The 24,380-nt window shown below is 71.3% G+C and carries 23 protein-coding genes; 8 read left to right on the top strand and 15 right to left on the bottom strand.

Annotation, left to right across the window (positions count from 1 at the left end; genetic code table 11):
- Positions 1-27: 27 nt before the first annotated feature.
- Positions 28-423 carry a DUF1801 domain-containing protein gene (locus BLW76_RS24590; protein ID WP_091311377.1) on the top strand — a complete coding sequence of 132 codons (396 nt, stop codon included), beginning with the start codon at positions 28-30 and terminating at the stop codon, positions 421-423.
- On the opposite strand, the gene BLW76_RS24585 is transcribed toward BLW76_RS24590, so the two are convergent.
- Positions 413-1,702 (bottom strand): NlpC/P60 family protein, encoded by a 1,290-nt coding sequence (locus BLW76_RS24585; RefSeq protein WP_244170291.1) that lies wholly within the window; start codon positions 1,700-1,702, stop codon positions 413-415. The two genes, BLW76_RS24590 and BLW76_RS24585, sit on opposite strands and share 11 nt — an antisense overlap.
- Before the next feature lie 371 nt (positions 1,703-2,073).
- On the opposite strand from BLW76_RS24585, the gene acnA reads away from it, so the two are divergent.
- Positions 2,074-4,884 carry an aconitate hydratase AcnA gene (acnA, locus tag BLW76_RS24580; protein WP_091311375.1) on the top strand — a complete coding sequence of 937 codons (2,811 nt, stop codon included), beginning with the start codon at positions 2,074-2,076 and terminating at the stop codon, positions 4,882-4,884.
- 173 nt (positions 4,885-5,057) lie between these two features.
- Here the strand turns inward: acnA and BLW76_RS24575 are convergent, their stop codons facing one another.
- Entirely contained in the window at positions 5,058-5,339 is a 282-nt protein-coding gene (locus tag BLW76_RS24575; RefSeq protein WP_091311374.1) for a hypothetical protein, read from the bottom strand.
- 161 nt (positions 5,340-5,500) lie between these two features.
- Here BLW76_RS24575 and BLW76_RS24570 point away from each other — a divergent pair, with 161 nt between their 5' ends.
- On the top strand, positions 5,501-5,755 hold the full coding sequence (locus BLW76_RS24570) for a hypothetical protein (RefSeq protein ID WP_091311372.1): 255 nt from the start codon (positions 5,501-5,503) through the stop codon (positions 5,753-5,755).
- Positions 5,756-5,791: 36 nt separating this feature from the next.
- Here BLW76_RS24570 and BLW76_RS24565 read toward each other — a convergent pair whose 3' ends face one another.
- The 8 genes from BLW76_RS24565 to BLW76_RS24530 form a co-directional block, all read right to left on the bottom strand.
- Complete coding sequence (locus BLW76_RS24565) at positions 5,792-6,496, bottom strand: MgtC/SapB family protein (RefSeq protein ID WP_091311371.1); 705 nt, start codon at positions 6,494-6,496, stop codon at positions 5,792-5,794.
- A 212-nt stretch (positions 6,497-6,708) separates the two neighbouring features.
- Positions 6,709-8,301, bottom strand: a complete 1,593-nt coding sequence (locus tag BLW76_RS24560; RefSeq protein WP_091311369.1) for an alpha/beta hydrolase — start codon at positions 8,299-8,301, stop codon at positions 6,709-6,711.
- Positions 8,302-8,443: 142 nt separating this feature from the next.
- Positions 8,444-8,866: a nitroreductase family deazaflavin-dependent oxidoreductase gene (locus tag BLW76_RS24555; protein WP_091311368.1), complete on the bottom strand. Its 423-nt coding sequence runs from the start codon at positions 8,864-8,866 to the stop codon at positions 8,444-8,446.
- Between the two features lie 46 nt (positions 8,867-8,912).
- Positions 8,913-9,890, bottom strand: coding sequence for an L-histidine N(alpha)-methyltransferase (egtD, locus tag BLW76_RS24550; protein WP_091311366.1), 978 nt, complete (start codon positions 9,888-9,890; stop codon positions 8,913-8,915).
- On the bottom strand, positions 9,887-10,642 hold the full coding sequence (egtC, locus tag BLW76_RS24545; protein ID WP_091311365.1) for an ergothioneine biosynthesis protein EgtC: 756 nt from the start codon (positions 10,640-10,642) through the stop codon (positions 9,887-9,889). The genes egtD and egtC overlap by 4 nt, the downstream gene beginning before the upstream one ends.
- A gap of 4 nt (positions 10,643-10,646) precedes the next feature.
- A complete protein-coding gene (gene egtB / locus BLW76_RS24540; RefSeq protein ID WP_091311363.1) occupies positions 10,647-11,984 on the bottom strand; it encodes an ergothioneine biosynthesis protein EgtB in 1,338 nt (445 codons plus the stop codon).
- On the bottom strand, positions 11,981-13,243 hold the full coding sequence (locus BLW76_RS24535) for a glutamate-cysteine ligase family protein (protein ID WP_091311361.1): 1,263 nt from the start codon (positions 13,241-13,243) through the stop codon (positions 11,981-11,983). The genes egtB and BLW76_RS24535 overlap by 4 nt, the downstream gene beginning before the upstream one ends.
- Before the next feature lie 134 nt (positions 13,244-13,377).
- The gene (locus tag BLW76_RS24530) at positions 13,378-14,304 is read right to left on the bottom strand and encodes a LysR family transcriptional regulator (protein ID WP_091311360.1); all 927 of its coding nucleotides are present in this window, start codon (positions 14,302-14,304) and stop codon (positions 13,378-13,380) included.
- A 119-nt stretch (positions 14,305-14,423) separates the two neighbouring features.
- On the opposite strand from BLW76_RS24530, the gene BLW76_RS24525 reads away from it, so the two are divergent.
- Positions 14,424-15,617, top strand: coding sequence for a Glu/Leu/Phe/Val dehydrogenase dimerization domain-containing protein (locus BLW76_RS24525; protein WP_091311358.1), 1,194 nt, complete (start codon positions 14,424-14,426; stop codon positions 15,615-15,617).
- On the opposite strand, the gene pip is transcribed toward BLW76_RS24525, so the two are convergent.
- From pip to BLW76_RS24500, 5 genes are all read right to left on the bottom strand, one after another.
- The gene (gene pip, locus BLW76_RS24520) at positions 15,607-16,554 is read right to left on the bottom strand and encodes a prolyl aminopeptidase (protein ID WP_091311356.1); all 948 of its coding nucleotides are present in this window, start codon (positions 16,552-16,554) and stop codon (positions 15,607-15,609) included. The two genes, BLW76_RS24525 and pip, sit on opposite strands and share 11 nt — an antisense overlap.
- Before the next feature lie 78 nt (positions 16,555-16,632).
- A complete protein-coding gene (locus BLW76_RS24515; RefSeq protein ID WP_091311354.1) occupies positions 16,633-17,361 on the bottom strand; it encodes an ESX secretion-associated protein EspG in 729 nt (242 codons plus the stop codon).
- A 42-nt stretch (positions 17,362-17,403) separates the two neighbouring features.
- Positions 17,404-18,726, bottom strand: a complete 1,323-nt coding sequence (locus BLW76_RS24510) for a WXG100 family type VII secretion target (protein WP_091311352.1) — start codon at positions 18,724-18,726, stop codon at positions 17,404-17,406.
- 3 nt (positions 18,727-18,729) lie between these two features.
- Complete coding sequence (locus tag BLW76_RS24505; protein ID WP_244170290.1) at positions 18,730-19,338, bottom strand: DUF3558 domain-containing protein; 609 nt, start codon at positions 19,336-19,338, stop codon at positions 18,730-18,732.
- Between the two features lie 41 nt (positions 19,339-19,379).
- On the bottom strand, positions 19,380-19,778 hold the full coding sequence (locus BLW76_RS24500) for a hypothetical protein (RefSeq protein WP_091311349.1): 399 nt from the start codon (positions 19,776-19,778) through the stop codon (positions 19,380-19,382).
- 184 nt (positions 19,779-19,962) lie between these two features.
- Between BLW76_RS24500 and BLW76_RS24495 the strand changes: the two genes are divergently transcribed.
- From BLW76_RS24495 to BLW76_RS24480, 4 genes are all read left to right on the top strand, one after another.
- Positions 19,963-20,544 (top strand): TetR/AcrR family transcriptional regulator, encoded by a 582-nt coding sequence (locus BLW76_RS24495; protein ID WP_091311347.1) that lies wholly within the window; start codon positions 19,963-19,965, stop codon positions 20,542-20,544.
- Positions 20,545-20,743: 199 nt separating this feature from the next.
- Positions 20,744-22,081 (top strand): hemolysin family protein, encoded by a 1,338-nt coding sequence (locus BLW76_RS24490; RefSeq protein ID WP_091311345.1) that lies wholly within the window; start codon positions 20,744-20,746, stop codon positions 22,079-22,081.
- Entirely contained in the window at positions 22,078-23,121 is a 1,044-nt protein-coding gene (locus BLW76_RS24485) for a hemolysin family protein (RefSeq protein ID WP_091311343.1), read from the top strand. Before BLW76_RS24490 ends, BLW76_RS24485 begins: the two co-directional genes overlap by 4 nt.
- Positions 23,118-24,011: a 3-methyladenine DNA glycosylase gene (locus BLW76_RS24480; protein WP_091311341.1), complete on the top strand. Its 894-nt coding sequence runs from the start codon at positions 23,118-23,120 to the stop codon at positions 24,009-24,011. Before BLW76_RS24485 ends, BLW76_RS24480 begins: the two co-directional genes overlap by 4 nt.
- Positions 24,012-24,380: the final 369 nt, after the last annotated feature.

Below are 24,380 nucleotides of genomic sequence, written 5' to 3'. Positions count from 1 at the left end.
CGAGCCGATTTCACGCATACTCGCCCCATGACCTCCGTCGTCGAGCCGCGCGTGGACGCCTACATCGATGCCCTGCCCGCCTGGCAGCAGGCGATCTGCCGGGAGGTCCGCGAGCTGGTGCACGCCGCCGACCCCGAGGTCGTCGAGACGATCAAGCGCACCCGGCAGCCCTACTTCGTGCTGCAGGGCAACATCTGCGCCCTGCTGGCGGCGAAGGACCACGTCAACGTGTTCGTCTACGACGGCGGCATCGTGCCCGACCCGGACGGCATCATCACCGCCGGGCACGGCAACAAGACCGCGCGGACAGTGGCCTTCCGCGAGGGAGAGCGGATCAACGCCCCCGCGCTGACCGCGATGTTCCGCCAGATCATCGCCAACAACCGCGCGGGCGGCTGGCGCAAGCTCAAAGCTAGCCGATGAGCCGGGTCGCGTACGGCATGATCCCGCCGTAGCGGACCGAGGTGATGCGGACCCGCAGGCCGGACTGCGGCGCCTCGATCATCTGGCCGCCGCCGAGGTAGAGGGCGACGTGGTGGATGCCGCCAGGGCCACCCCAGAACAGCATGTCGCCGCGGCGCATCTGGGACAGCGGGACCCGGCGGCCCGACGAGTACTGGTAGCCGCTGTAGTGCGGCAGCGAGCGGACGCCGGCGAAGGCGTAGATCATCAGGCCCGAGCAGTCGAAGCCGATCTTGTTGTAGTCGCCGTAGCGGTCGGCGACGCCGCCGTCGCGGATGCCGCGGGTCGGGCCGCTCGCGTTGCCGCCGCCCCACGCGTACGGCATCCCGATCTTGGACAGCGCCCGCGCGATCACCGCCTCGATCGACGAGCCGGCCGGGCCCGACGGCGCCGGGCCGCCCGACGGACGGCCACCCCCGCCCCCGGCCGCGGCGAGCGCGGCCTGCCGGGCGCGTTCCTCGTCTTCGCGCTGCTTCTGGGCGAGCCAGTCCTGGTAGCGCTGCCGCTGGCCCTGCAGGCCGCTGACCTTCGCCTGCGCGGCGTAGAGCAGCTGCTCGACGGCGGATTTGTTCTGCTCGAGCTGGGCGTTCTGGCTCGCCTGGCCGTCCTGGGCCCGCTCGGCGGCGGACTGCGCCGCGTCGGCGCTGTCCTTCGCCCGGCGGGCGGTGTCCTGCTTCTGCCGGGCGATCTCGGCGGCCTTGCGGGCCGCGGCGTCCTTGTTCGACTTCTCGGTCTGCGCCTGCTCGAGCCGGTCGAGGGCGTTGAGCCGGTCGCCGCCGACGGCGTCGAGCAGCTGGGCGCGGGCGAGCATGTCCTTCGGGCTGTCCGCGCTGAGGTACGCCGAGAGCGAGCCGACCGTGCTGCCCTGCTGGAAGCTCGCCGCGGCGAACGTCTTGAGGTCGGCCCGGGCCTGCTCGATGGCCGCCGACGCCGCGTCCGCCTCGGTGCGCGCGGCCTTCGCGTCGTTCTCCGCCTGCGTGGCCGCGTCCTGCGCGGTCTGCAGGTCGACCAGGGCCTTGTTGGCCTCTTCCTGCTTGAGCTCGACCTCGTCCTGCAGCTGCGTCAGCTTCTGCTCGGCCTGGGCCAGCTGGTTGGTCAGCCTGCCGACCTCACCGGCCTTCGCGTTCGCGTCGGCCTTGCCCGCCTGGATCTCCGAGTCGCTGGGGTTGGGCGGCGGCGGGGGCACCGCGAGACCCGTGCCCCCCGCGCCGAGCAAGATCGCCAGCGTGAGCGTGCTCACGCTGAGTCCCCGGCGGACGCACGGCGCCCCCGGCTCCCGGCACCGTCCAAACAAGACCGCCACCTCCGCTCACCAGCGCACACCCCGTGTCACTGCAGTCACACCACTATCACAAGCATCAGCGGAAACTTACACAACGTAGGCACCAATTCCCCTCATTGAGGGACCCTCGGACCGGATGGCGCAGCCCACACCGCGTGTCGGCTTGTCCGGTAAACAGGACACGCGTACTGTTTGAGGCACCGCGAGGTGTGCCATCCCGCATCCGGTCCTACGGTGGGGGTGCGCAAGACTCGCCCCACCGAACCGACCGAACTGACCCGGGACTCCCCTGCCGCGACGGCGCGGCGTCCCCGCCACTGGAGTTAGACGTGACCTCACCCGCCAGCAAGGACAGCTTCGGCGCCAAAGACACGCTGAAGGTCGGCGACGCCTCGTACGAGGTGTTCCGCCTGAACAAGGTCGAGGGCGCCGAGCGCCTGCCGTACAGCCTGAAGATCCTGCTCGAGAACCTGCTGCGCACCGAGGACGGCGCGAACATCACCGCCGACCACATCCGCGCCCTCGGCTCGTGGGACCCGAACGCCGACCCGTCGATCGAGATCCAGTTCACGCCGGCCCGCGTGATCATGCAGGACTTCACCGGCGTCCCGTGCGTCGTCGACCTCGCCACCATGCGCGAAGCCGTCACCGACCTGGGCGGCGACCCCGACAAGGTCAACCCGCTGGCCCCGGCCGAGCTGGTCATCGACCACTCGGTGATCATCGACGTCTTCGGCCGCGCCGACGCCTTCGAGCGCAACGTCGAGATCGAGTACGAGCGCAACCGCGAGCGCTACCAGTTCCTGCGCTGGGGCCAGGGCGCCTTCGACGAGTTCAAGGTCGTCCCGCCGGGCACCGGCATCGTGCACCAGGTCAACATCGAGCACCTCGCGCGCACGGTCATGAGCCGCAACGGGCAGGCCTACCCCGACTCCTGCGTCGGCACCGACTCGCACACCACCATGGTCAACGGCCTGGGCGTGCTGGGCTGGGGCGTCGGCGGCATCGAGGCCGAGGCGGCCATGCTGGGCCAGCCGGTGTCGATGCTCATCCCGCGCGTCGTCGGCTTCAAGCTCACCGGCGAGATCCCGGCCGGCGTCACCGCCACCGACGTCGTGCTCACCATCACCGAGATGCTGCGCCGCCACGGCGTCGTCGGCAAGTTCGTCGAGTTCTACGGCGAGAGCGTCGCCGAGGTGCCGCTGGCCAACCGCGCCACCATCGGCAACATGAGCCCCGAGTTCGGCTCGACCGCGGCGATCTTCCCGATCGACGACGAGACCGTCCGCTACCTCAAGCTGACCGGCCGCTCGGCCGAGCAGGTCGCCCTGGTCGAGGCCTACGCCAAGGAGCAGGGCCTCTGGCACGACCCGTCGCGCGAGGCCGCCTACTCCGAGTACCTCGAGCTGGACCTCTCGACGGTCGTCCCGTCGATCGCCGGCCCGAAGCGCCCGCAGGACCGCATCGAGCTGTCCGACGCGAAGTCGTCGTTCCGCAAGTCGATCCACGACTACGTCAACGGTGAGCAGGAGACCCCGCACACCAAGGTCGACGAGGCCGTCGAGGAGTCCTTCCCGGCGTCCGACCCGGCCGCGCTGTCGTTCAAGGACGAGGACGCGGTCGAGCTGCAGTCGGCGGCCAACGGCGGCAGCGGCCGCCCGTCGAAGCCGGTCAAGGTGTCCAGCGCCGACCGCGGCGAGTTCGTCCTCGACCACGGTGCCGTGGTGATCGCCTCGATCACCTCCTGCACCAACACGTCCAACCCGTCGGTCATGCTCGGCGCCGCGCTGCTCGCCCGCAACGCCGTCGAAAAGGGCCTCGCGGTCAAGCCGTGGGTGAAGACGTCGATGGCGCCGGGCTCGCAGGTCGTCACCGACTACTACACCAAGGCCAACCTCTGGCCGTACCTGGAGAAGCTGGGCTACCACCTGGTCGGCTACGGCTGCACCACCTGCATCGGCAACTCCGGCCCGCTCTCGGACGAGATCTCCGCCGCGATCCAGGAGAACGACCTCACCGCGGTTTCGGTGCTCTCGGGCAACCGGAACTTCGAAGGCCGGATCAACCCCGACGTGAAGATGAACTACCTCGCGTCGCCGCCGCTGGTCATCGCCTACGCGCTGGCCGGCACGATGGACTTCGACTTCGCGAACCAGCCGCTGGGCCAGGACGGCGACGGCAACGACGTCTTCCTCAAGGACATCTGGCCGACGTCCAAGGAGATCCAGGAGACCATCGACCACGCGATCACGCAGGAGATGTTCACCAAGGACTACGCGGACGTCTTCGACGGCGGCGAGCGCTGGAAGTCGCTGCCGACGCCGGAGGGCAAGACCTTCGAGTGGGACCTCGAGTCCACCTACGTGCGGAAGCCCCCGTACTTCGAGGGCATGACGCCGGAGCCGGCCCCGGTCACCGACATCACCGGCGCGCGCGTGCTGGCGAAGCTGGGCGACTCGGTCACCACCGACCACATCTCCCCGGCCGGCGCGATCAAGCCGGGCACCCCGGCCGCGCAGTACCTGACCGAGCACGGCGTGGAGAAGAAGGACTTCAACTCCTACGGCTCGCGGCGCGGCAACCACGAGGTGATGATCCGCGGCACGTTCGCGAACATCCGGCTGCGCAACCAGCTCCTGGACGACGTCCAGGGCGGCTACACCCGCGACTTCACGCAGGAGGGCGCGCCGCAGGCGTTCATCTACGACGCGGCCCAGAACTACGCGAAGCAGGGCACCCCGCTGGTCGTGCTGGGCGGCAAGGAGTACGGCTCGGGCTCGTCGCGTGACTGGGCGGCCAAGGGCACGTCGCTGCTGGGCGTCCGCGCGGTCATCACCGAGTCGTTCGAGCGCATCCACCGCTCGAACCTCATCGGCATGGGCGTGATCCCGCTGCAGTTCCCGCAGGGCGAGTCGGCTTCGTCGCTCGGCCTCGACGGCACGGAGACGTTCGACATCTCGGGCATCACCGCGCTGAACGAAGGCTCGACCCCGCGCACGGTGCACGTCACGGCCACCAAGGCGGACGGCACCAAGGTGGAGTTCGACGCCGATGTCCGCATCGACACCCCGGGCGAGGCGGACTACTACCGCAATGGCGGCATCCTGCAGTACGTGCTGCGGAAGATGACGCAGGCGTAAAGCATTTCCGCGCCCCGAAGGCCTCCCCGCTCGACCGAGCGGGGAGGCCTTCGCTTATAGCACTCCGGTACGACGAGAAATCGATTCCGCGCGTGATTCCGAAATGTGCGGAACGTTGGTTCGCCACCTGCGGACACCGGCATTCCGCGGCGGGCTCGAATGCGAGCGCGTGGTCAGCGCGCGGCGCGGGCCGCCGCGGTCCGCAGGGCGACCATGCCGCCGGAAGACATGTCACGCAGGTCTCCCAGCCCGGCGAGCACCTCGGGCGTTTCCTGGACGCAGCCGTGGTTCTTGCAGTTCACGTGCCCGTAGTAGTAGCCCGCGGCCCCGCCGATGACGCCCGCGGCGGCGACGAGCCAGCAGGTGGAGAGCGTCGGCATCGCGACCTCGGCTTCGAGCCGGAGCGGCTGCAGCTCACCGGACGCGAGCGTGGCGGCGGATTCGATTTTGTTCATTTTTCCTCCTGGCTTGGCCCGGGTGAAGCGTCCACGTCGCCAGCGATAGTAGGCCGCCGATCGAAAGTGCGACTCATCACGTTGGCTGATGTTTCCGGCGATGACGTCCCGGTAACGTGCCCGTGAACGCCGTCGTTCACCCAGTACGAAAGCAGGTCGCCATGAACGTCGTCGAAAAGGCCATGAACCGCGAAGCACCGGCCGAGTGGCAGGAGGCCCAGCACCCCCCGCTCTGCAACGCCTTCTTCCACATCGCCACCATCGGCCTGGGTGCCTTCGCGGCCACCTACAACCTGTGCAAAGCCGCCTACCACAACGGCAGCCACCTGGACACGCCCGACGTTCTCGTGGCCGGGGCCGAAGGGCTCTCCTCCGGAGCTCTCGTCCACGTCCGGACGACGGCGCTGCTCCGCTGAACAGGGCCGGGCGGACCGCACCACAGGAGACGAGCGCTAAGCCGGCACGGCCTCCCAGCGCACACTCGACACCGAAGGCTCCAGCGAAAGCCGCGACACCGCGGCTTCCATCTGGGCGTCGTCGCGCTGGTCGCCGACCAGTTCCGCGCGCACTTCGACCGTGTGGTCCGCCCGGTCGGTGCTCAGCACCGACAGCAACCGGAAGTCCGTGCGGGTCAACGACTGCACGAGCAGCGCCCGCACGTGCGCCTCGGTCGCGTCGCGGGTCACGGCCTGGAAGGCGTACCTGGTCGGCGTCTCGTCACCCGCGTCCGGGCGGCGGTCGACCACGCGGCCGAGCGGGCGCAGCACCACGTTCACCCCGACCACGACGGCGGTCCCGGCCGCCGCGACCGGGTACAGGCCCGCGCCGGCCAGGGCGCCGACCGCGGCCGAACACCACAGCGTCGCCGCCGTGTTGAGGCCGCGGACGTTGAGGCCGTCGCGCAGGATCACCCCGGCACCGAGGAACCCGATGCCCGAGACGATCTGGGCCGCCACCCGGGTCGGGTCGGCGTCGCCGCTCGAGGCCAGCCCGCCGAAGCCGTGCGCGGACAGCAGCACGAACAGTGTCGCGCCGACCGCGACGAGGGCGTTGGTGCGCAGCCCGGCCATGCGGGCGCGGAACTGGCGCTCGATCCCGATGACGGCACCCAGGCCGACGCCGGCGCCGACGCGCAGCAGCATTTCGAAGAGGGTCATTTCCGGCTCTTTTCCGGCGTGCGCGCACTGCCGGACAGGGGGCGGCCGGACGCTAGCCCACCCGGAAACCTCCGGTGAGCGCACGCCTGGCCGTCCGTTGACTGTCCGCTGGCATGTGCCGCTCACCTCGCTTCCCGTGTTCGTCGATGATCAACCTCGTCAGGGTAGCCGGTCCCGCGGCCCGGGGAAGGGCCGCGGGACCGGGTTCACACTCAGAACGGCTGGACGTTCGGCTGGAACACCTGCCCGTTCGCCGGCACCTTGAGGTCGATCAGGTAGTCGGCCACGGCCTGGTCGACGCCCAGGGCGTCACCCAGGATGCAGTGGCCGAACGCGTCGACCGACAGCAGCCGCGTGTTGCCGAGCTCGGCCGCCATCCGCTGCGAGAACTTGTACTGCGTCGCCGGGTCGTAGTAGTTGCCGACCACGACCACCGGGACGTCCGTCTTGGCCCGCCACGGGCCGCGGTAGGCGTCCGGCTTCTTCGCCGGCCACACCGGGCAGCCCGCCGTGTCGGCGAACGCCTGGTAGCGGCCGAAGGTCCGCGACTCGCGTTCCCACTTCGCGGCGATGTCCGGCACCTGCTCCTGCTTGATCCGGAACGGCTTGTCCGAGCAGTTGACGGCGAAGTACGAATCGTCGCTGGTGTACGGGCTGTCCGGGTTCAGGTCGGCCAGCCCCTGCTTGCCGGGCGTGAGCGCCTTCAGCGGCTTGGCCACCAGGGTCTGGGCCTGCGCCGCCGGGTGGATGGCGTTGTACAGCGCCTGCAGGTCCTCGGCCAGGCCGGTGAACGCCGCCGGCGAGTACAGGACGCTCGAAACGCCGCCGGTGAACCCGTTGATGTCGAGCGGGGCGGCGCCCGGGAGGGTGATCGGCTGCTTGCGCAGGTACTCCCGCAGCTCGTCGAACTTCGCCCGGGGGTTGCCGTCGCTGAACGCGCACTTCGCGCCCACCTGGTCGCAGCGCTTGAGGAACGCGTCGAGCGCGATCTCGAAGCCCTGCGCGCGTTCCCGGTCGTACTGCACGCCGTCGCTGGTGCGCAGCGCCGGGTCGACGTTGCCGTCGATGACGATCGCGCGCGACTGCTTCGGGAACATCGACGTGTACGTCGACCCGATCAGCGTCCCGTAGGAGAAGCCGACGAAGGTCAGCTTCTGGTCGCCGACCGCCGCGCGCAGCTTGTCGAGGTCGCGCACGACGTCCTTGGTGGACATGTGGTTGAGCAGCGAGCCCGCGTTGTTCTTGCAGAACCGGCCGTAGTCGCGGTAGCTGGCCAGCGTGCCCGAGATTTCGGCGCGCGAGAGCGGCACCGCGATCTGGGCGCCGAAGACCTCGTCGGCGTCTTCCTGGGTGGTGAAGCAGCGCAGCGGGTTGCTCTGCCCGACGCCGCGCGGGTCGAACCCGATGAGGTCGAAGCGGTCGAGCACCTGCGGCCGGAAGATGGCCGGGCCGCTGATCGGCATCCGCAGGCCCGAGCCGCCGGGGCCGCCCGGGTTGAGGAACAGCGAGCCGACGCGCTTGTCGGGCGTGCGGGCGGCGCGCTTCAGCAGGGCGATGTCGATGGTGCCCAGCGATGCGTTGTCGTGGTCGATGGGCACCCGGTAGCGGGCGCAGCTGTAGAACTGCACCTGGTCGGCCGGTACGCCGGCGAGCGTGGCGGCCGGGCAGCTACCCCAGTTCGGTGCGGCGGTCGCGCCGACGACGGCGGGCTTGACCGCCGAGTCTTCGGCCGCCACCGCGGTGCCGGCCGTCCCGGCCAGGCCAACGCCGGCCACGAGCGCCCCCACCAGTGCGAACGACCGCACCCGGCCCTGTGTGGATCTCGGCAAGACGTCTCCTCCCTAGGTCACGCACTCCGCCGCGATGTCACGACGTCACGGCGCGTTACCCGGGTGAGACTGGCACAAAGCGGTGAATCCCGGCACCGGCCGAACGGATGGTCAGCAGCTATCGGGCCATCCGCGCGAGCACGAAAACCGGCAACGGCCGGGCGGCCTCCCGCTGCTCCATCGCGTACCCCGGCCAGAAGGCGAGCAGCTCGGCCCACATCCGCTCGTACTCCTCGCCGTGCAGCTCCCGCGCGACGACGTCGACCGGCTTGCCGGCCAGCGCCACCTCGCACTTCGGGTGCGCCCGCAGGTTGAGCGCCCACGCGGGGTCGTGCGGGCGGCCCCAGTTGGACGCCGTCAGCACGAAGTCGCCGCCGCGCGGGTAGTAGAGCAGGTTGGTGCTGCGGGGCAGCCCGCTCTTGCGGCCGGTCGTGGTGAGCCGCAGGGACGGCAGCCCGGCGAGCGCCACGAGGCTCACCCGGCCGCCGAACGCCTTGTGCAGTTTCGTGTCCGCCCAGACGACGAACCGGGCGGTGCGCATCAGCCACGGTCGCGTGCCGGCGGCCCGGGCCAGTGCCCGGAGAGGATTAGCCACGCACGGATTTTGCCAGGCTCACCCCGAACCGCTGTTGGGAGTCGGTCCACCAGTGCTCGAGGGCGAACCCGGCCGTGGCCAGCTCGGCCTCGACCCCGCTCGGGCGGAACTTGGCCGAGATCTCCGTCCGGACGTGCTCGCCCGCGGCGAAGGCGACCGTGAGGTCGGCGCCGGGGATCTCGACGGTGAGGTCACGGCGGGCCCGCAGGCGCATCTCGATCCACTCGTTGCCGGCGTCCCAGTGCGAGACGTGCTCGAACTCGTCGACGTCGAAGTTCGCGCCGAGGCGGGCGTTGATCACCCGCAGCACGTTCTTGTTGAACTCCGCCGTGACACCGGCGGCGTCGTCGTAGGCGCGTTCGAGGATGGTGGCGTCCTTGACCAGGTCGGTGCCCAGCAGCAGCCACTCCCCCTCGTCCAGGACCTCGCGGACCGACCGCAGGAAGGTCGCGCGCTCGGCGGGCAGGAAGTTGCCGATCGTGCCGCCGAGGAAGGCCACGACCCGCGGCTGGCCGTCCGGCAGCAGGTCGAGGTGCTGGGTGAAGTCGCCGACGACCCCGCGGACGGCGAGTCCCGGGTAGTCCTTCGAAATCGCTTCGGCCGCCTCGGCCAGCGCGGATTCGGACACGTCCAGGGGGACGAACGCCTCCAGGGTGCCGTGCCCGGTGAGCGCGTCGAGCAGCAGCCGGGTCTTCTCGCTCGAGCCCGAGCCGAGCTCGACGAGCGTGTGCGCATCGGTCAGCCTCGCGACGTCGCCGGCGTGCGCGGCCAGCACCTCGCGCTCGCTGCGGGTCGGGTAGTACTCCGGCAGCTGGGTGATCTTCTCGAACAGCTCGCTGCCGTCGGCGTCGTAGAACCACTTGGGCGGCAGCCACTTCTGCTCCGCAGTGAGCCCGGCGACGACGTCGGCGCGCAGTTCCGCGGTGACGGCGTCGCCGGAGCGGTGGTGGTCGAGATCGACTTCGGTCATGAGAGCTCCTGGGTCAGGGGAAGCAGGTCGACGCCGGCCGCGGTGGCGCGCACGGCGTGGTGGTCGGGGACGGGCCGCCAGCGCGGGTCGCCGTCGAAGGGTTCGGACGCCAGCCACACACCGGCCGGGGTCTCCAGCACGGACAGGGCGTGCGTCCAGGTGGTGCCGATGAGGGTGGCACCGTCGGTGAGCAGGAAGTTGAGCCGGGAGCCGGGCGCGGCCGCCTCGACGGCGGTGGTCAGCGCCGCCACCGCCGTCAGCGGGTCCTCCCCCGCGGCCAGCCGGGCCCGCAGCAGCGCCCAGAGCACCACCGAGTCCGTCGGCGCCTCCAGGGTCAGCAGCTCGGTGACCGGCAGGGTCTTGGCCAGTTCGGCCAGCGAGTCCGGGTAACCGCGGACGACGCCGTTGTGGCTGAACAGCCACGGCCCGGCGGTGAACGGCGCCGCGGCCGCCTCGGTCACCGGCAGGCCGGTGGTGCCGTTGCGGACCGCGGCGACGAACGCGCCCGACGTCACCGCCGCGGCCAGCGGCGGCAGCGTCTCGTCCGTCCACAGTGGAGTCGAACGCCGGTGGCGCAGCGGCGGCGAGCCCGGGCCGGGGTACCAGCCCAGCCCGAACCCATCGGCGTTGACCGAACCGCCGCCGCGCATGTCCGCCGGCGCGTACGACTGCACCAGCAGCGAATGCGGGGCGCGGAAGAGCGCCTCGGCAGGCGCGAGCGGCTCGCCGAGGTAGCCGATGTGGCGGCACATGCGCCTACCCCACCTCGCCGGGTGCGGCGTCGCGGGCGGTGCGGAAGCCGGCGAAGATCTGCCGCCGGATCGGGTAGTCCCAGTTGCGGAACGTGCCCCGGATCGCCGCCGAGTCGGTGCCGAACGACCCGCCGCGCAGCACCTTGTACTCCGGGCCGAAGAACACCTCCGAGTACTCCCGGTACGGGAAGGGCGCGAAGCCCGGGTAGCCGTGGAAGTCGGTGCTCGTCCACTCCCAGACGTCGCCGATCAGCTGGTGCACGCCGGTCGGCGACGCACCGGCCGGGTACGCGCCCGCGGGCGCCGGGCGCAGGTGCCGCTGGCCGAGGTTGGCGTGCTCGGCCGCCGGTTCCTCGTCGCCCCAGGGGAACCGGCGCGACCGGCCGGTGGCCGGGTCGAACCGCGCCGCCTTCTCCCACTCCGCCTCGGTGGGCAGCCGCCGCCCGGCCCAGGCCGCGTACGCCTCGGCCTCGTGGTAGGAGACGTGCACGACCGGTTCGTCGGCCGGAATCCGCTCGTGGACGCCGAAGCGGGTCCGCCACCAGCCGTCCTGCTCCCGCTTCCAGAACCGCGGCGCGGTGATGCCGTTGTCCTGCCGGTAGGCCCAGCCGGCCGGGCTCCACCACTGCTCGTCGTCGTAGCCGCCGCCGTCGAGGAATTCGACGTACGCGCCGCACGTCACCGGCACGGTGTCCATCCAGAACGCCTCGACGGCGATCTCGTGCGCCGGGCGCTCGTTGTCCAGTGCCCACGGCTCGGCCGACGTGCCCATGGTGAAGGCACCGCCGGGCACCAGCACCTCGCGCGGCAGCGTGCCCGACCGCGCGGGTGGCGGCTCGGGCGCGTGCAGCACCGGGTCGCCCTTGCGGAGCTGGTGGGTGGCCAGCATGGTCTCGTCGTGCTGCTGCTCGTGCTGGGTGATCATGCCGAAGGCGAACGCCTGCTCGGTCAGCCGCCTGCCTTCCATCGGCGCGTGTTCCAGCACGTCGAAGGCTTTCTCGCGGACCTGCTTGACGTACGCGCGGGCCTCGGCCGGGCCGAGCAGCGGCAGTTCCGGCCGGTCGGCGCGGGCGTGCTGGAAGGCGTCGTAGATGTCGTCGATGTCCGGCCGCAGGGGCTCCCGGCCGCCGACGTCGCGGACCAGCCAGAGTTCTTCCTGGACGCCGATGTGCGCCAGGTCCCAGACCAGCGGCGACATCAGCTTCGAGTGCTGGCGGACCAGGTCCTCGTCGTCGACCGCGTCGGTGAGCGCGACGCTGCGCGCCCGCGCCCGGGTCAGTGCTTCGGCCGCCCGGGCGCGCAGGTCCTGCGCGTTCAGGTCGCCCAGCGCTTCCGTGCTCATGCTTCGCTCCTCGATCGATCCGCGCGCCCCAGCACGCTCTCGCTGATCTCGGTGATCGACTCCGCCGCCAGCCCCGTCGCGCCCAGCTCGGCGCAACCGAGCTCGGCCAGCGCCGCCGCGGCGGCCGCCAGTTCCGGGTCGGCCAGGCCGCGCCGCGCCGCCGTGGCCCACCGGTCCGCAACCGGAGCGCAGATCTCGCGCACCTTCTCGACGGTGGCCGGCCGGGCCAGCAGCGCCGACACCAGCGCCACCGGGGCCAGCCACCCGTCCGGCGGCTGGGCGTCGAGGTACCGGATCTCCAGGTACCCCTGCGGCCGGACCGGGGTGAACATCGTCGTCAGGTGGTAGTCGAGATCGTCGACGGTCGGCCGCGGCAGCAGCGCGGCCGCGCCCCGGCCGTCGATCCAGTCGGCGAACGTCAGCCCGTCGGGCGCGTCCCACGGCCGGTCGCCGCGGGGCAGCACCATCAGCGGGACGTCCATCAGCCGCCCGGCCCACTCGCCGGCCGGGTCGTCGCCCGCCACGGCCGCCGTGCGGGTGCGCACCGCCTCCGTTTCGTGCACCGCGAGCCAGCGCGCGGAGGCGTGCCCGGTGTCCACCCCGGCATGGACGCGGGAGTTGGCGAAGAGGGCGAGCAGCGGCGGGCCCATCGCGTGCGCGGCGGCCCACCGCGCCGCGTAGTGCTCGGGCTCCCCCGCGTCGACGCAGACCTGCAGGCCGGCGGTGCTGCACATCATCGTGAGGCCGCCGGGACCGATCGGCGCGAACCGGCGCTCCATGGCCGCGTACCGCGGGGTGTGGAGGAGCCGGCGCGGCGCGCGGTGGGCGTCGATGCCCGTTTCGCCCAGGACGAGGTCGTGGGCGGTGAGGCGTTCGCGCAGGTGGTGGAGGTCGGCCGTGACGACTGCGTCGAGTTCGCGCAGGGAGGCCTGGGGCGGAGCGGAGATCTCGACCTGGCACCCGGGTTCGAGGCTCACGGGTGAGCCGGCCGGGAGTGGCGAGGCGGGGCTGCCGGGGCGGAGCGTCCGCGGGGTGTGCGGACCCAGGGCCGAGGCGAGGACGTCGGGATCGAGGGGTCTGGCCGGGTCGTCGGCATGGTGCACGGTGAATTCCAGCTCCACGCCGGTCAGGCGGGGCGGGCCGTGCTTGAAACACACCGATGCGACGTACGCCTCGCCGGCCGCGCGGTCCGCCAGGACCCGCGCGGTGCGGTTCGACGCACTACCCGACTTCTCGGGGAAATCGTGCACCGCTTGCATGTCCGTTCCTGTTCCTTGTGGGATAGGACTGTGTGGGGAACTTCTCGCCTTCGGACGCTACACGCGGGGTACGACAAAATCAGGGCGGATCTTGCGCACCGGGAGGAGTTCACCACTCCGTAAGAAGCCCCTGATCAGGGCAAAGCCGGTTCCGTACCGAGTCCGAGCTCGGCCGCGGAAGCCCGCACGGCGTCGATCACGAGGTGCAGCGCGGGCCGGCGGAACGCGGTGCGCCGGTAGGCGATCGAGACCGTCCGCAGCAGCGGCGTGGTGAGGGTGACGACGTCGATCCCGGGCGGCCGCAGCAGGCGCAGGCCGAGGTCGGACACGAGGGTGATGCCCAGGCCGGCGCCGACCATCGCCATCGCCGTCGACTGCTCCTCGACCTCGTGGTTGATCTTCGGCGTGAAGCCGTGGCGGCGGCAGGCCGTGCGCATCGCGCGGCCGAAGTGCGACTTGGCACCGGCCAGGATCCACGGGTGCTCGGCGAGGTCGTCCAGCGACGCCGATCCCGAGGGCACCGCACCCCGCGGCACCGCCGCGTGCAGCCGCTCGACGGCGACGACGGCCCGTTCGAGCCCGGCGTCCCACGGCGTCGGCGCGTCGGAGTAGTCGATCACGAACGACAGGTCGAGGCTGCCGTCCCGGACCGCTTCGGCGGTGTCCTCGGGCGCCAGCTCGCGGGTGCGCACCTCGATGCCGGGGTGCTCGCCGGCCAGCGCGGTCAGCGCCGTCGGCAGCAGGCCGGAGGCCACCGACGCCCACACCCCGGCGGTCAGCCGGACGGTGCGGGCCTCCTGGGCCTCCTCCAGGGCGTGCGTGGCGCGTTCGACCGAGCCGAGGATCTCTTCGGCGTGCTCGGTGAGCAGGGTGCCCAGCTCGGTCAGCTGGACCCGGCGGCCGAGCCGTTCGAACAGCTTCGACCCCACGTCCCGCTCGAGCTGCGCGAGCTGCTGCGACACCGCCGAAGCGGTGTAGTGCAGTGCCGCGGCCGCCGCCGTCACGGTGCCCCGGCGGTGCAGCTCGCGCAGCATCCGCAAGCGGTGCAACGAAAGCTCCATACACAAAACTTAAACGAGATCGTGCAGCAGCGTTAAATGGACGGGCGGGCCACCGGGGGCGCACGCTCGTGGTGGCGGTCACGAGGCCGCCCCGGACTTCCCTGGAGGTGAGTGGCCCGATGACCCCCGCCCAGCCGCTGATGCGGCTCACGTGGACCGATCCCGTCACCGGCGCGAACGGCTACCTGGTCGTGCACAGCCTGGTCTCCGGTGTCGCCACCGGCGGCACCCGGATGCGGGCCGGCTGCACGTTGACCGAGGTCGAGGACTTGGCCCGGGGCATGGCCAACAAGACGGCGACGTTCAACCTGCCGGTCGGCGGGGCCAAGGGCGGGATCGACTTCGACCCGAAGGACCCGCGCGCGTTCGACGTGCTGAAGCGCTTCTGCGCGTTCCTGCGGCCGTGGCTGGACGCGCACTGGGTGACGGCCGAGGACCTGGGCGTCCCGCAGCACCTGATCGACTCCGTGTTCGCCGAGCTCGGCCTGGAGCAGTCGTACCACGCGGCGATCCGCCGTTCGGCCGACCCGGCGCGCACCCTGCGCCGGGTGCAGGCCGGCCTCAACGCGCCGGTGCCCGGCGGGCTGCTGCTCGGCGACGTCGTCGGCGGCTACGGCGTGGCGCAGGCGTGCCTGGGCGTCGCGGCGGCGTGGGACTGGGACGTGCGCGAGACGACGGTGGCGATCCAGGGCATCGGCACCATGGGCGGCGGCGCGGCCTGGTACCTGCACGAAGCCGGGGTGAAGGTGGTCGCGGTGGCCGACGCGGCGGGCACCCTGCACGACCCGGCCGGCCTCGACGTCCCGGCCCTGCTCGACCTGCGCGACCGCTTCGGCGAGGTGGACCGGTCCCGGCTGCCCGCCGGAGTCCGGTCGCTGCCGCGCGAAACGATCGTCGGGATCGACGCGGACATCTTCGTGCCGGCCGCGATTTCCTACGCGCTGCGGCCGGACAACGAGAGCGCGGTCAAGGCCAAGGTGGTCGTCGAAGCGGCCAACGCGGCGACGACACCGGACGCGGAGGCGGCGCTGTCGGCCCGCGGGATCGCGGTCGTGCCCGACTTCGTCGCCAACGCGGGCGCCGCGGCCTGGGCGTGGTGGCTGTTGCTGGGCGAGGTCGGCGCGGACCCGGCGGACTCGTTCCTGCGGCTGCGCACGGAAATGCAGGCGAAGATCGCGCTGCTGCTGGCGGAGTGGAACATGGACCGGCTCCCGCTGCGCGTCACCGGGCTGCGGCTGGCCGAAGCCAACCGGGCCCGGCGCGCTGAAGCCGCACTCGCCCCGGACGGCGAGCCGGCGCTGCTCATCCCCTGAGCGCGAACCGGTCGGTCGCGCCGACCAGGACGTCCTGCATCGGGGCGTCCTGCGTCGAGTGCCCGATGTTGTCGAGCATGACCAGTTCACTGCCCGGCCAGCCGTGGTGCAGCAGCCAGGGCGTGCCGACGATGTTGCTCGTGTCGAGCACGCCCTGGGCCAGCACGGCGGGGATCCCGGCGAGCTTGCCGAGGTTGCGCAGGATTTCGCCGTCGGGCAGGAAGACCCGGTTGCTGAAGTAGTGCGTGACCAGGCGGGCGAAGCAGAGCTGGAAGGCGGGGTCCTCGAAGGACTTGTACGGGGGCACGCCCGGGAGCATGGCGTCTTCCCAGGCGCACCAGTCGTCGGCCGCCTTGTGGTGGACCGCCGGGTCGGGGTCCATCAGCAGCCGGTGGTAGGCGGCGGACAGGTCGCCGTCGCGCTCGCTCTCGGGCACGCCCTGGCGGAACTTCTCGAAGGCTTCCGGGAAGTACGCCCCGAGCCCGCGGATGAGCATCTCGATTTCGATGAACCGGTCGGTCGCGAGGCCCATCAGGACCAGTTCGCTGACCCGCTCGGTGTGCCGCAGCGCGTAGGTCAGGCTGAGCACCGAGCCCCAGGAACCGCCGAACAGCAGCCACTTCTCGATGCCGAGCCGCGTCCGGAGCAGTTCGAAGTCGGCGACGAGGTGGTCGGTGGTGTTGGCGGAGAGGTCGGCGACCGGGGCGCCGGCGTGCGGGGTGCTGCGGCCGCAGCCGCGCTGGTCGACGAGCACGACCCGGTAGCGCGCCGGGTCGAAGTAGCGGCGCAGGTTCGCCGAGCAGCCGGTGCCGGGGCCGCCGTGCACGACGAGCGCGGGCTTGCCGGCCGGGTTTCCGCAGGTCTCCCAGTAGATTTCGTGCCCGTCGCCGACGTCGAGCAGGCCGTGCTCGTAGGGCTCGATCTCGGGGTACAGCATCAGCGCGTCCTTCCACCGGGAGATCCAACAGCGCTGTCACATTATCTCCCGCGGGCGGCCCGCGCACCCGCTTTTCGTTCAGTTCAGGGTGCCGGCCAGCTCGTCGAGGGTGCCGGCCAGCTCCTGCGGGCCGGCCGGGCCGATGTGGATGACGGCGTCGTCGCCGGAGCCGGTCGTGTAGCTGAGGTAGCGGCCCCAGTCGGTGTCGGCGTAGTGCAGCGGCTGCTGCAGGCAGGTGTGGCGGCCGACGTCGTCACGACGGCCGACGTAGAGTTCCCCGCTGCCCGAGACCGGCCGCTGCACCAGGCTGACGACGTCGGCGACGGCCGGGTCGAGCGGGTAGGCGGCCTGCCCGCGCCGGGCGGCCTCGGCCAGGTCCGCGACCCGGACGGTCCGCAGCCGGCCCCCGCCGGGCCCGACCGGCGGCAGCTGCTCGACCAGCGATTCGGCCAGCCTGTTCCGGTCGATCTCCTGCACGCCGACGTGCGTCCCGTCCGAGACGGCCAGCACCGCCTGCAGGCCTTTCGCGGCGGCCAGCACGCCGTAGGTCTGCCCGCCGGTGCCGACCCAGCCGTAGCACTCCCGCGCGGGGCTGACCAGCAGCGGCAGCCAGTCGAGGAAGTCGACGGTGGCCCGCCCGCGCGCGTCGACCAGCCCGGCCTCGGCGAGCGCGGCGTCGACCCGCTTGCCGGCCTCCTCGCGTTCGGCGTCCGAGAGCCACAGCGGCTCCGGGCGCAGGGTGAGGTGGAGCTGGCCGACCTGTTCGCGTTCGGCCAGCGCGGCCAGCGCCTCGACGGCAACGTCCACGCGGCCTGTTGCCACGTCCACCACCTATTCGCTCTCTTCGCTCTATTCGCCGATGACCGGCGGACTGGTCCGCTGGTCGGTGCCGAAGATCGCGTCCGGGTCCGCCTCGATCAGGTAGTCCGGCCGCTGGTGCTCATCGTCGTCCTCGCCGTCGGCCCGCCGGCCGCCGGGACCCATCGGCCCCAGCTGCCCACCCCGCTGACCGGCCGCCCGCGCGGCGGCAGCCTCCGCGGCGGCGGCGTTGCCGAAGCTGCCCATGCCGGAGCCACGGCCACCACCGAGCGCACGTTCGCCGGGGTTGCTGCCCGTGCCGGCCCCGCCTCCCCCGCCTCGGCCACTGGAGTCGAGCAGGCGGCTGCCGGCATTGCCGCTGGTGGGCCCGCGGCCACCGGTGCTGGAGTTGGGATCGCCGGGGTTGAGGTGGTTCGGGTTGCCGCCGGTGTTCGTGGGGTAGAAGTCGATCCCCCCGGTGTTCGGCGGGGTCCCGCCGGGCTGGTCGGTCGAGGGGCCCGGCCTGGTCGGCACGGTGGGCACCCGGGGCCGGCCGGAGCCGGTGGTGTGGGTGCCGTCGCCGTCGGTGCCGCCTGTTCCCCCGGTGCCACCCGTTCCCCCGGTGCCGCCTGTCCCGCCGGTGCCGCCGGTGCCACCGGTGCCTCCCGTGTCGCTGGTGCCGGGCCCCCCGGGCTTGTCCGAGCCGCCGGTCCGACCGGGATCGAAGCCGGAGGTGGAGGTGCGATCGTGGTCCCCACTCCCCGGCGGCGGCTGTTCGCCCCAGCCGGTCTTGTCGGTGCGGTCGACCCGCCCGGGCCCGTCCGGGGTGTTCACGGCGATGGCGGCGCCGTCGGACTCGAGGACGCCGTAGTCGGTGGGCAGCGCCGCCCTGGTGCTGTTGGTGGCGGTGCTGTACTGGTCCATCACGCGGACGTTGGTTTCGTTGGCCGCGTTGTACCGCGCCATGCCTTCTTGGTAGTTGTCGATGTCGTCCTTGGCCATGAAGGGCCCGGCAATCGGGATGGCGGCCTTCAGGCCGGTGGTCCAGGGATTCGGCTTGTCCGGCTTCGGCGGCACCTCGACGACGGTGTTGCTCGAATCCTCGAAGACGGCAGCCTGGGTGTTGACCGAAGCTCTGGTCATGTCCAGCGGCGCGGAGCTGTCGAAGAAGGCTTTTTCCATCGGCCCGGCGCCCGCGTTCGCGGCCTCCGCGGCGTCGCCGCTCCACGAGTTCACCATGCGCGCCTGGAGCGCCTTGATGCTCGCGCCCCGTTCCATGTAGGCGTCGGACAGCTCCTGCACGGTCTGCGCCATTTGCTGCAGAGCCGTGGTGTCGCCTTGTCTGAAGTTGTCGTAGATCTGCTTGCCGTCCACTCGTCAAGCCCCCTTGAGTGTCTTGATCATCGCCGCGGCAATCTTGGCGGCCGTCCCGCAGGAATCGTCCTGGCCTTGGTAGCCCTGCGCGTACACGTCGACCGCGAGATCGTCGGCGATGCCCACACCGAGGCCGCAGCTACCCACCGACCGCATGTCCGTCAGGTCGAAGTAGATCGCCGGATAGCCGTCGACGTCCGGAGCGGGTTCGAGGAACCTGATCAACGTCTGCTGTTTGTACCCGGCGTACAGGCCGGCCAGTCCACCCGCACCACGGTCGCGATTATTGGTCAGAACGGTCATCGACACGCCGGTTCCTTCTCCGCGGATCTTCCACACGCAGGACGGCCCGCCTTTGGTCCGGGGATCGTTGCCCGCAGAACGGATCTCACCCGGGACGGGGAGACGTAGAGGCGTGAGCACGTCCGCGGGAACCAGCCCACAAGGATCGGCGGCGTACTTGCTCGCGTCGAGCGGAACGGACACCTTCGGCACCTCGGGATCCCCCGGCGAAGAGCTGGCCGACGTCGAGCCGGTCGACGAAGGCGACGCGGTGCCGTCCTTGGTCGTGGTGCAGGCGGTCACCGCACCCACCGAGAAGGCAACGAGCACGGCGAGAACACCCAGTTTGGTTCGGAACAAGATCGGTTCGCCTATGCCTTGAAGGTGTCGGACAGGTCCTGGTCGGTCACCACGGTTTTCGACTGGGCTTCCTTGAGCTTCTTGATGTACTCCTGCGCGTACTTGCGCATGGACTGGTTCTGTCGATAGAGGGCGGAGATCGAGTCGAAGCTGGTCGAGGAGTAGCCGTCGCTCGCCGAATCCTTGCCGGGCGCCGCCTGGCTGCTGGCGCTCATGAGGTTCCGGATCTTGTCCCCGTCGTCGAAGATCTTGTCCAGCAGGTCTTCCCACTGCCCGATCACCGCGGCGAGTTCCTCGGGGTCCATCTTGAACTGGCCGCCCTTGCCGCCGCCGCCGTAGACGCGGCCCGGCGTGTCGAAGACGTCTCCCCACAGTGCCCGCGCCGCCGCTCCGGCCTCACCGATGATCACGACCGCACCTTCCCCTCAGTTCACCCACCGTGATGGGGCAAACCTTAGCCAACCGTCTCACTTCGTGTCAGCGAATCGCCGCAACCTTCAGACGGTGGGGGTATCCAGTCGGTTCCCTGCACTCCGGGTCACAGTACGTACGTACGGATTGCGAGATCCCGGTCCGCGGTGCCAGGATTTCAGGATGCCACGCGTAAGCCAGGATCACCTCGACGCACGCCGGCGCCAGATCCTCGACGGCTCGCGCGTCTGCTTCGCGCGCTACGGCTACGAAGGTGCCACAGTCCGGCGCCTGGAGGAAGCCACCGGTCTGTCGCGCGGGGCCATCTTCCACCACTTCCGGGACAAGGAATCGCTCTTCCTCGCCCTCGCCGAGGACGACGCCCTGCGGATGGCCGACGTCGTCGCCGAACAGGGGCTCGTCCAGGTCATGCGCGACCTGCTCGCCGGGGGCGACCACCCGGCCGACTGGCTCGGGACCCGGCTGGAGGTGAGCAGGCGGCTGCGCACCGACCCCGAGTTCCGCGCCCGGTGGGCCGCACGGTCGCAGCAGCTCACCACCGCCACCCGGCTGCGGCTGCTGCGGCAGCGGGAGGCCGGGAACCTGCGGGACGACGTCGACGTCGACGTCCTCACCGCCTTCCTCGAACTCGTCCTCGAAGGACTCGTCTCGCACCTGGCCATGGGGCTGCCCGCCGCCGGGCTCGGGCCGGTGCTCGACCTCGTCGAGGAAACCGTGCGCCGGCACCGCCCGAGCCGGGGATGAGCGCGGCGACACACCCGGTACGCGCGCGGCGAGCGCGAAAGACACGTTAAGATTGTCGCAATAACCGCAGTACACGCCGATTCACCGCTGGGAGTGACCGTTTCGTGCGCGCAGCGCAGTCACCTGGTGACAGTACCGGGCCGGGTGACCGACCCGGCTGTCCGATAGATTCATCCCCCGCCACCGAGGCGGGTGCGGAATGATCCAGATCCTGCTCGCCGTCGCGGGCGTCCTCCTCTTCGTGCTGCTGACGATCGGCACCGGGCTCGCCGTCGCGGCCGAGTTCTCGCTGACCGCGCTCGAGCGCAGCACCGTCGAGGCCAATGTCCGCCAGGTCGGCGACCGCCGCGCGCTGACCGTCCAGAAGGCGCACCGGACGCTGTCCTTCCAGCTCTCCGGCGCCCAGGTCGCGATCACCCTCACGACGCTGGTCACCGGATACCTGGCCGAGCCGCTCATCGGCGAGCTCGTCCGGCCGCTGCTCACCGGCATCGGGCTCCCGGCGGGGTTCGCCGGCGGCGCGTCGATCGTGATCGCCCTGGTCCTGGCGACGTCGCTGTCGATGATCCTCGGCGAGATGCTGCCCAAGAACCTCGCCATCGCCCGGCCGCTGCCGACCGCGCGCGCGGTCGCCGGCTACCACTCGCGGTTCTCCTCGCTGTTCCGCTGGCTCATCACGCTGATGAACAACAGCGCCAACTTCCTGGTGCGCAAGTTCGGCGTCGAGCCGCAGGAAGAGCTGCGGTCCGCGCGCTCCCCGCAGGAACTGGGCTCGATCGTGCGGTCCAGCGCCGAAAGCGGCACGCTCGACACGTCCACGGCCGAGCTGCTCGACCGCTCGCTGCGGTTCGGCGAGCGCACCGCGGAAGAGCTGATGACCCCGCGCGTGCAGCTCGAATCGCTGGCCATCGACGACACCGTGCAGGACCTCATCGAGATCTCCCGCCGCACCGGGTTCTCGCGGTTCCCGGTGCACGCCGAGGACCTCGACGACGTCCGCGGCGCCGTGCACGTCAAGCAGGCCTTCGCGGTGCCCGCCGCCGACCGGGCCGCCGTCCCGATCGGCTCGGTCATGCGACCGGTGCCGACCGTGCCGGAATCCCTGCCGGGCGACGACCTGCTGCTGCGCCTGCGCGACTCCCGCTTCCAGCTCGCCATCGTCGTCGACGAGTACGGCGGCACGGCCGGTCTGGTGACCCTGGAGGACGTCGTCGAGGAGATCATCGGCGACGTCCGCGACGAGCACGACGAGCGCGAAGCACCGGCGTCCCAGCAGGTCGGCGCGGACAGCTGGCTGGTGTCCGGGCAGCTGCGCGCCGACGAGGTCACCGGCGTCACCGGCTTCCGGATGCCGGACGGCGACTACGAAACCATCGCCGGGCTCATCCTCGAGCGGCTGGGCAAGATCCCCGCCGAGGGGGACGCCACCGAGGTCGACGGCTGGCTGCTCACCGTCACCACCATGGACAAGCGCCGGATCGCCGAGGTCGAGGTCGCCCCGGTCCGCACCGCCCCGGAGACGAAGGTGGCCTCGTGACCGACTGGCTGAACATCGCCCTGGTCGTGGTCCTGCTGCTGACCAACGCCTTCTTCGTCGGCGCGGAGTTCACGCTGATCTCCTCGCGGCGCGACAGGCTCGAAGCGCTGCTGGAGCAGGGCAAGACGCGCGCGCAGATCGTCATCAACGCGAGCAGGCACGTGTCGCTGATGCTCGCCGGCGCGCAGCTGGGCATCACCATCTGCTCGCTGCTGCTCGGCCGCCTCGGCGAGCCGGCGATCGCGCATCGTCTCGCGGCCGGCTTCGACGCGCTGGGCCTGCCCGAGGCCCTGCTGCACCCGATCTCGTTCGCGATCGCGCTGGCGTTCATCACCGTGGCGCACGTGCTGATCGGCGAGATGGTGCCGAAGAACCTCGCCATCGCCGAGCCCGAGCGGCTCGCGCTGTGGCTGGTCCCGGTGCACGTCGCCTGGGTGAAGCTGGCCAACCCGTTCATCTGGCTGCTGAACTTCATCGCCAACTCGCTGCTGCGCGCCTTCCACGTCGAGCCGAAGGACGAGCTGGAGACGGCGTACACGTCCGACGAGCTGGCCGAGCTGCTCAGCGAGTCGCGCCGGGAGGGCCTGCTGGACCAGTCCGAGCACCAGCGGCTCGCCCAGACGCTCTCGTCGGTGCAGAAGACGGTCGCCGACGTGCTGGTGCCGACCGCCGAGCTGACCACGCTCCCCTGCGGGCCGACGGTCGGCGAGGTCGAGAAGGCCGTGTCGTCCACCGGGTTCTCGCGGTTCCCGGTGTGCACCGACGACGGGCGGCTGACCGGCTACATCCACGTCAAGGACATCCTCGACCTGGCCGGCCAGGACCCGGCCACGACCGTGCCGGCGTCGAAGACGCGCTCGCTGACCGAGCTGCGGGCCGACGCCCGGCTCGACGTGGCGCTGTCGGCCATGCGCAAGGAGCGCAGCCACCTCGCGCGGGCGCTGGACGCGAACGGCAACGCCGTCGGCGTCGTCGCGCTGGAGGACCTGGTCGAGGAGTACGTGGGCACGGTGCGCGACGGCACCCACGTGGGCGCATGACCGACGTCGAGGTGCTCGCCGAGCCGGACTGGCTGGCCCGGGAGGCGGCGCACGTCGCGCGGATGCGCCGGTGGACGGGCCCGCACCAGGAGCGGCGGTCCCGCGGCGAGAAGCACCCGGTGCTCGACTTCCTGTTCACGTACTACTCGTACCGGCCCTCGCACCTCGAGCGGTGGCAGCCCGGGCCCGGCGTCGCGCTCGCCGGGCCCGCGGCGCACCGGTTCCTCGACCGCAAGGGGTACGTGGCCACGCCCGACGGCGTCGTGCTCGACCCGGCGGGCTTCGGGGCGGGCTTCGGGGCGGGCAAGGTGCGGACGGCCGAGTTCGTCCTCGGCCTGCTTTCGGCGACGGCGTCGCGCGCGCCCCGGCTGAGCTGCTTCGGGCTGCACGAGTGGGCGATGGTGTACCGCGAGCCGGCGGATTCGGTGCGGCACAACCAGGTCCCGCTGCGGCTGGGATCGGCGGGCACCGACGCGGTCGTGGAGTCCCTCGACATCCGCTGCGGCCACTTCGACGCGTTCCGCTTCTTCACCGCCCCCGCTCGGCCGTTGAACGAGCTGACGCCGTCGAGGGAGACGCAGGTCGCACTGGAGCAGCCGGGGTGCCTGCACGCGAACATGGACCTGTTCAAATGGGCGTACAAGCTCGATCCGTTCGTGCCCGCGGAGCTCGTGGCGGACTGTTTCGAGCTGGCGGTCGAGATCCGGACGCTCGACATGCGGGCGAGCCCGTACGACCTGGCGGCGCTCGGCTACCCGCCGGTCCGGATCGAGATGGCGGCCGGGCGGGCCGAGTACGCCCGCGCCCAAGGGGAGTTCGCCCGCCGGGCGGCGCCGCTGCGTCATCGCCTGATTGCGCATTGCCATCGCCTGGTCAGCGCAGCACCCTGAGCACGGCCCACTGTGAGTCAGATTATTCTCTCTCCGATACTCACCTGTTAGGGTGATAACGGTTTGGTTGCATAGCAGCGCGTGCTTGACATGCGCTCACCCCGAAAGGATGACGGATGGGGCGACACTACCGGGACGAGGAGCCGGTGCCGCACCCTCAGGACCGCCAATCGCGCGTTCCGGCCGAGGGCCGCAGCGAGGTTTCCGGCGCTTTCCGCACCCCGGGACGCAGCTCCATCTCGGACGCCTTCGGCATCGCCCGGGTCCCGGGCGGATCGTCCGGTTCGGCGTTCTTCACGGAGGGTGCGGAGGCCCCCGGCTTCCCACCCGAGAGCGGCGCGCAGCCTGCCGCACGGCGGGGCGAGGCTT

Source organism: Amycolatopsis tolypomycina, assembly GCF_900105945.1.
Lineage (GTDB): Bacteria > Actinomycetota > Actinomycetes > Mycobacteriales > Pseudonocardiaceae > Amycolatopsis > Amycolatopsis tolypomycina.
This window is presented reverse-complemented; position numbering and strand designations above follow the sequence as displayed.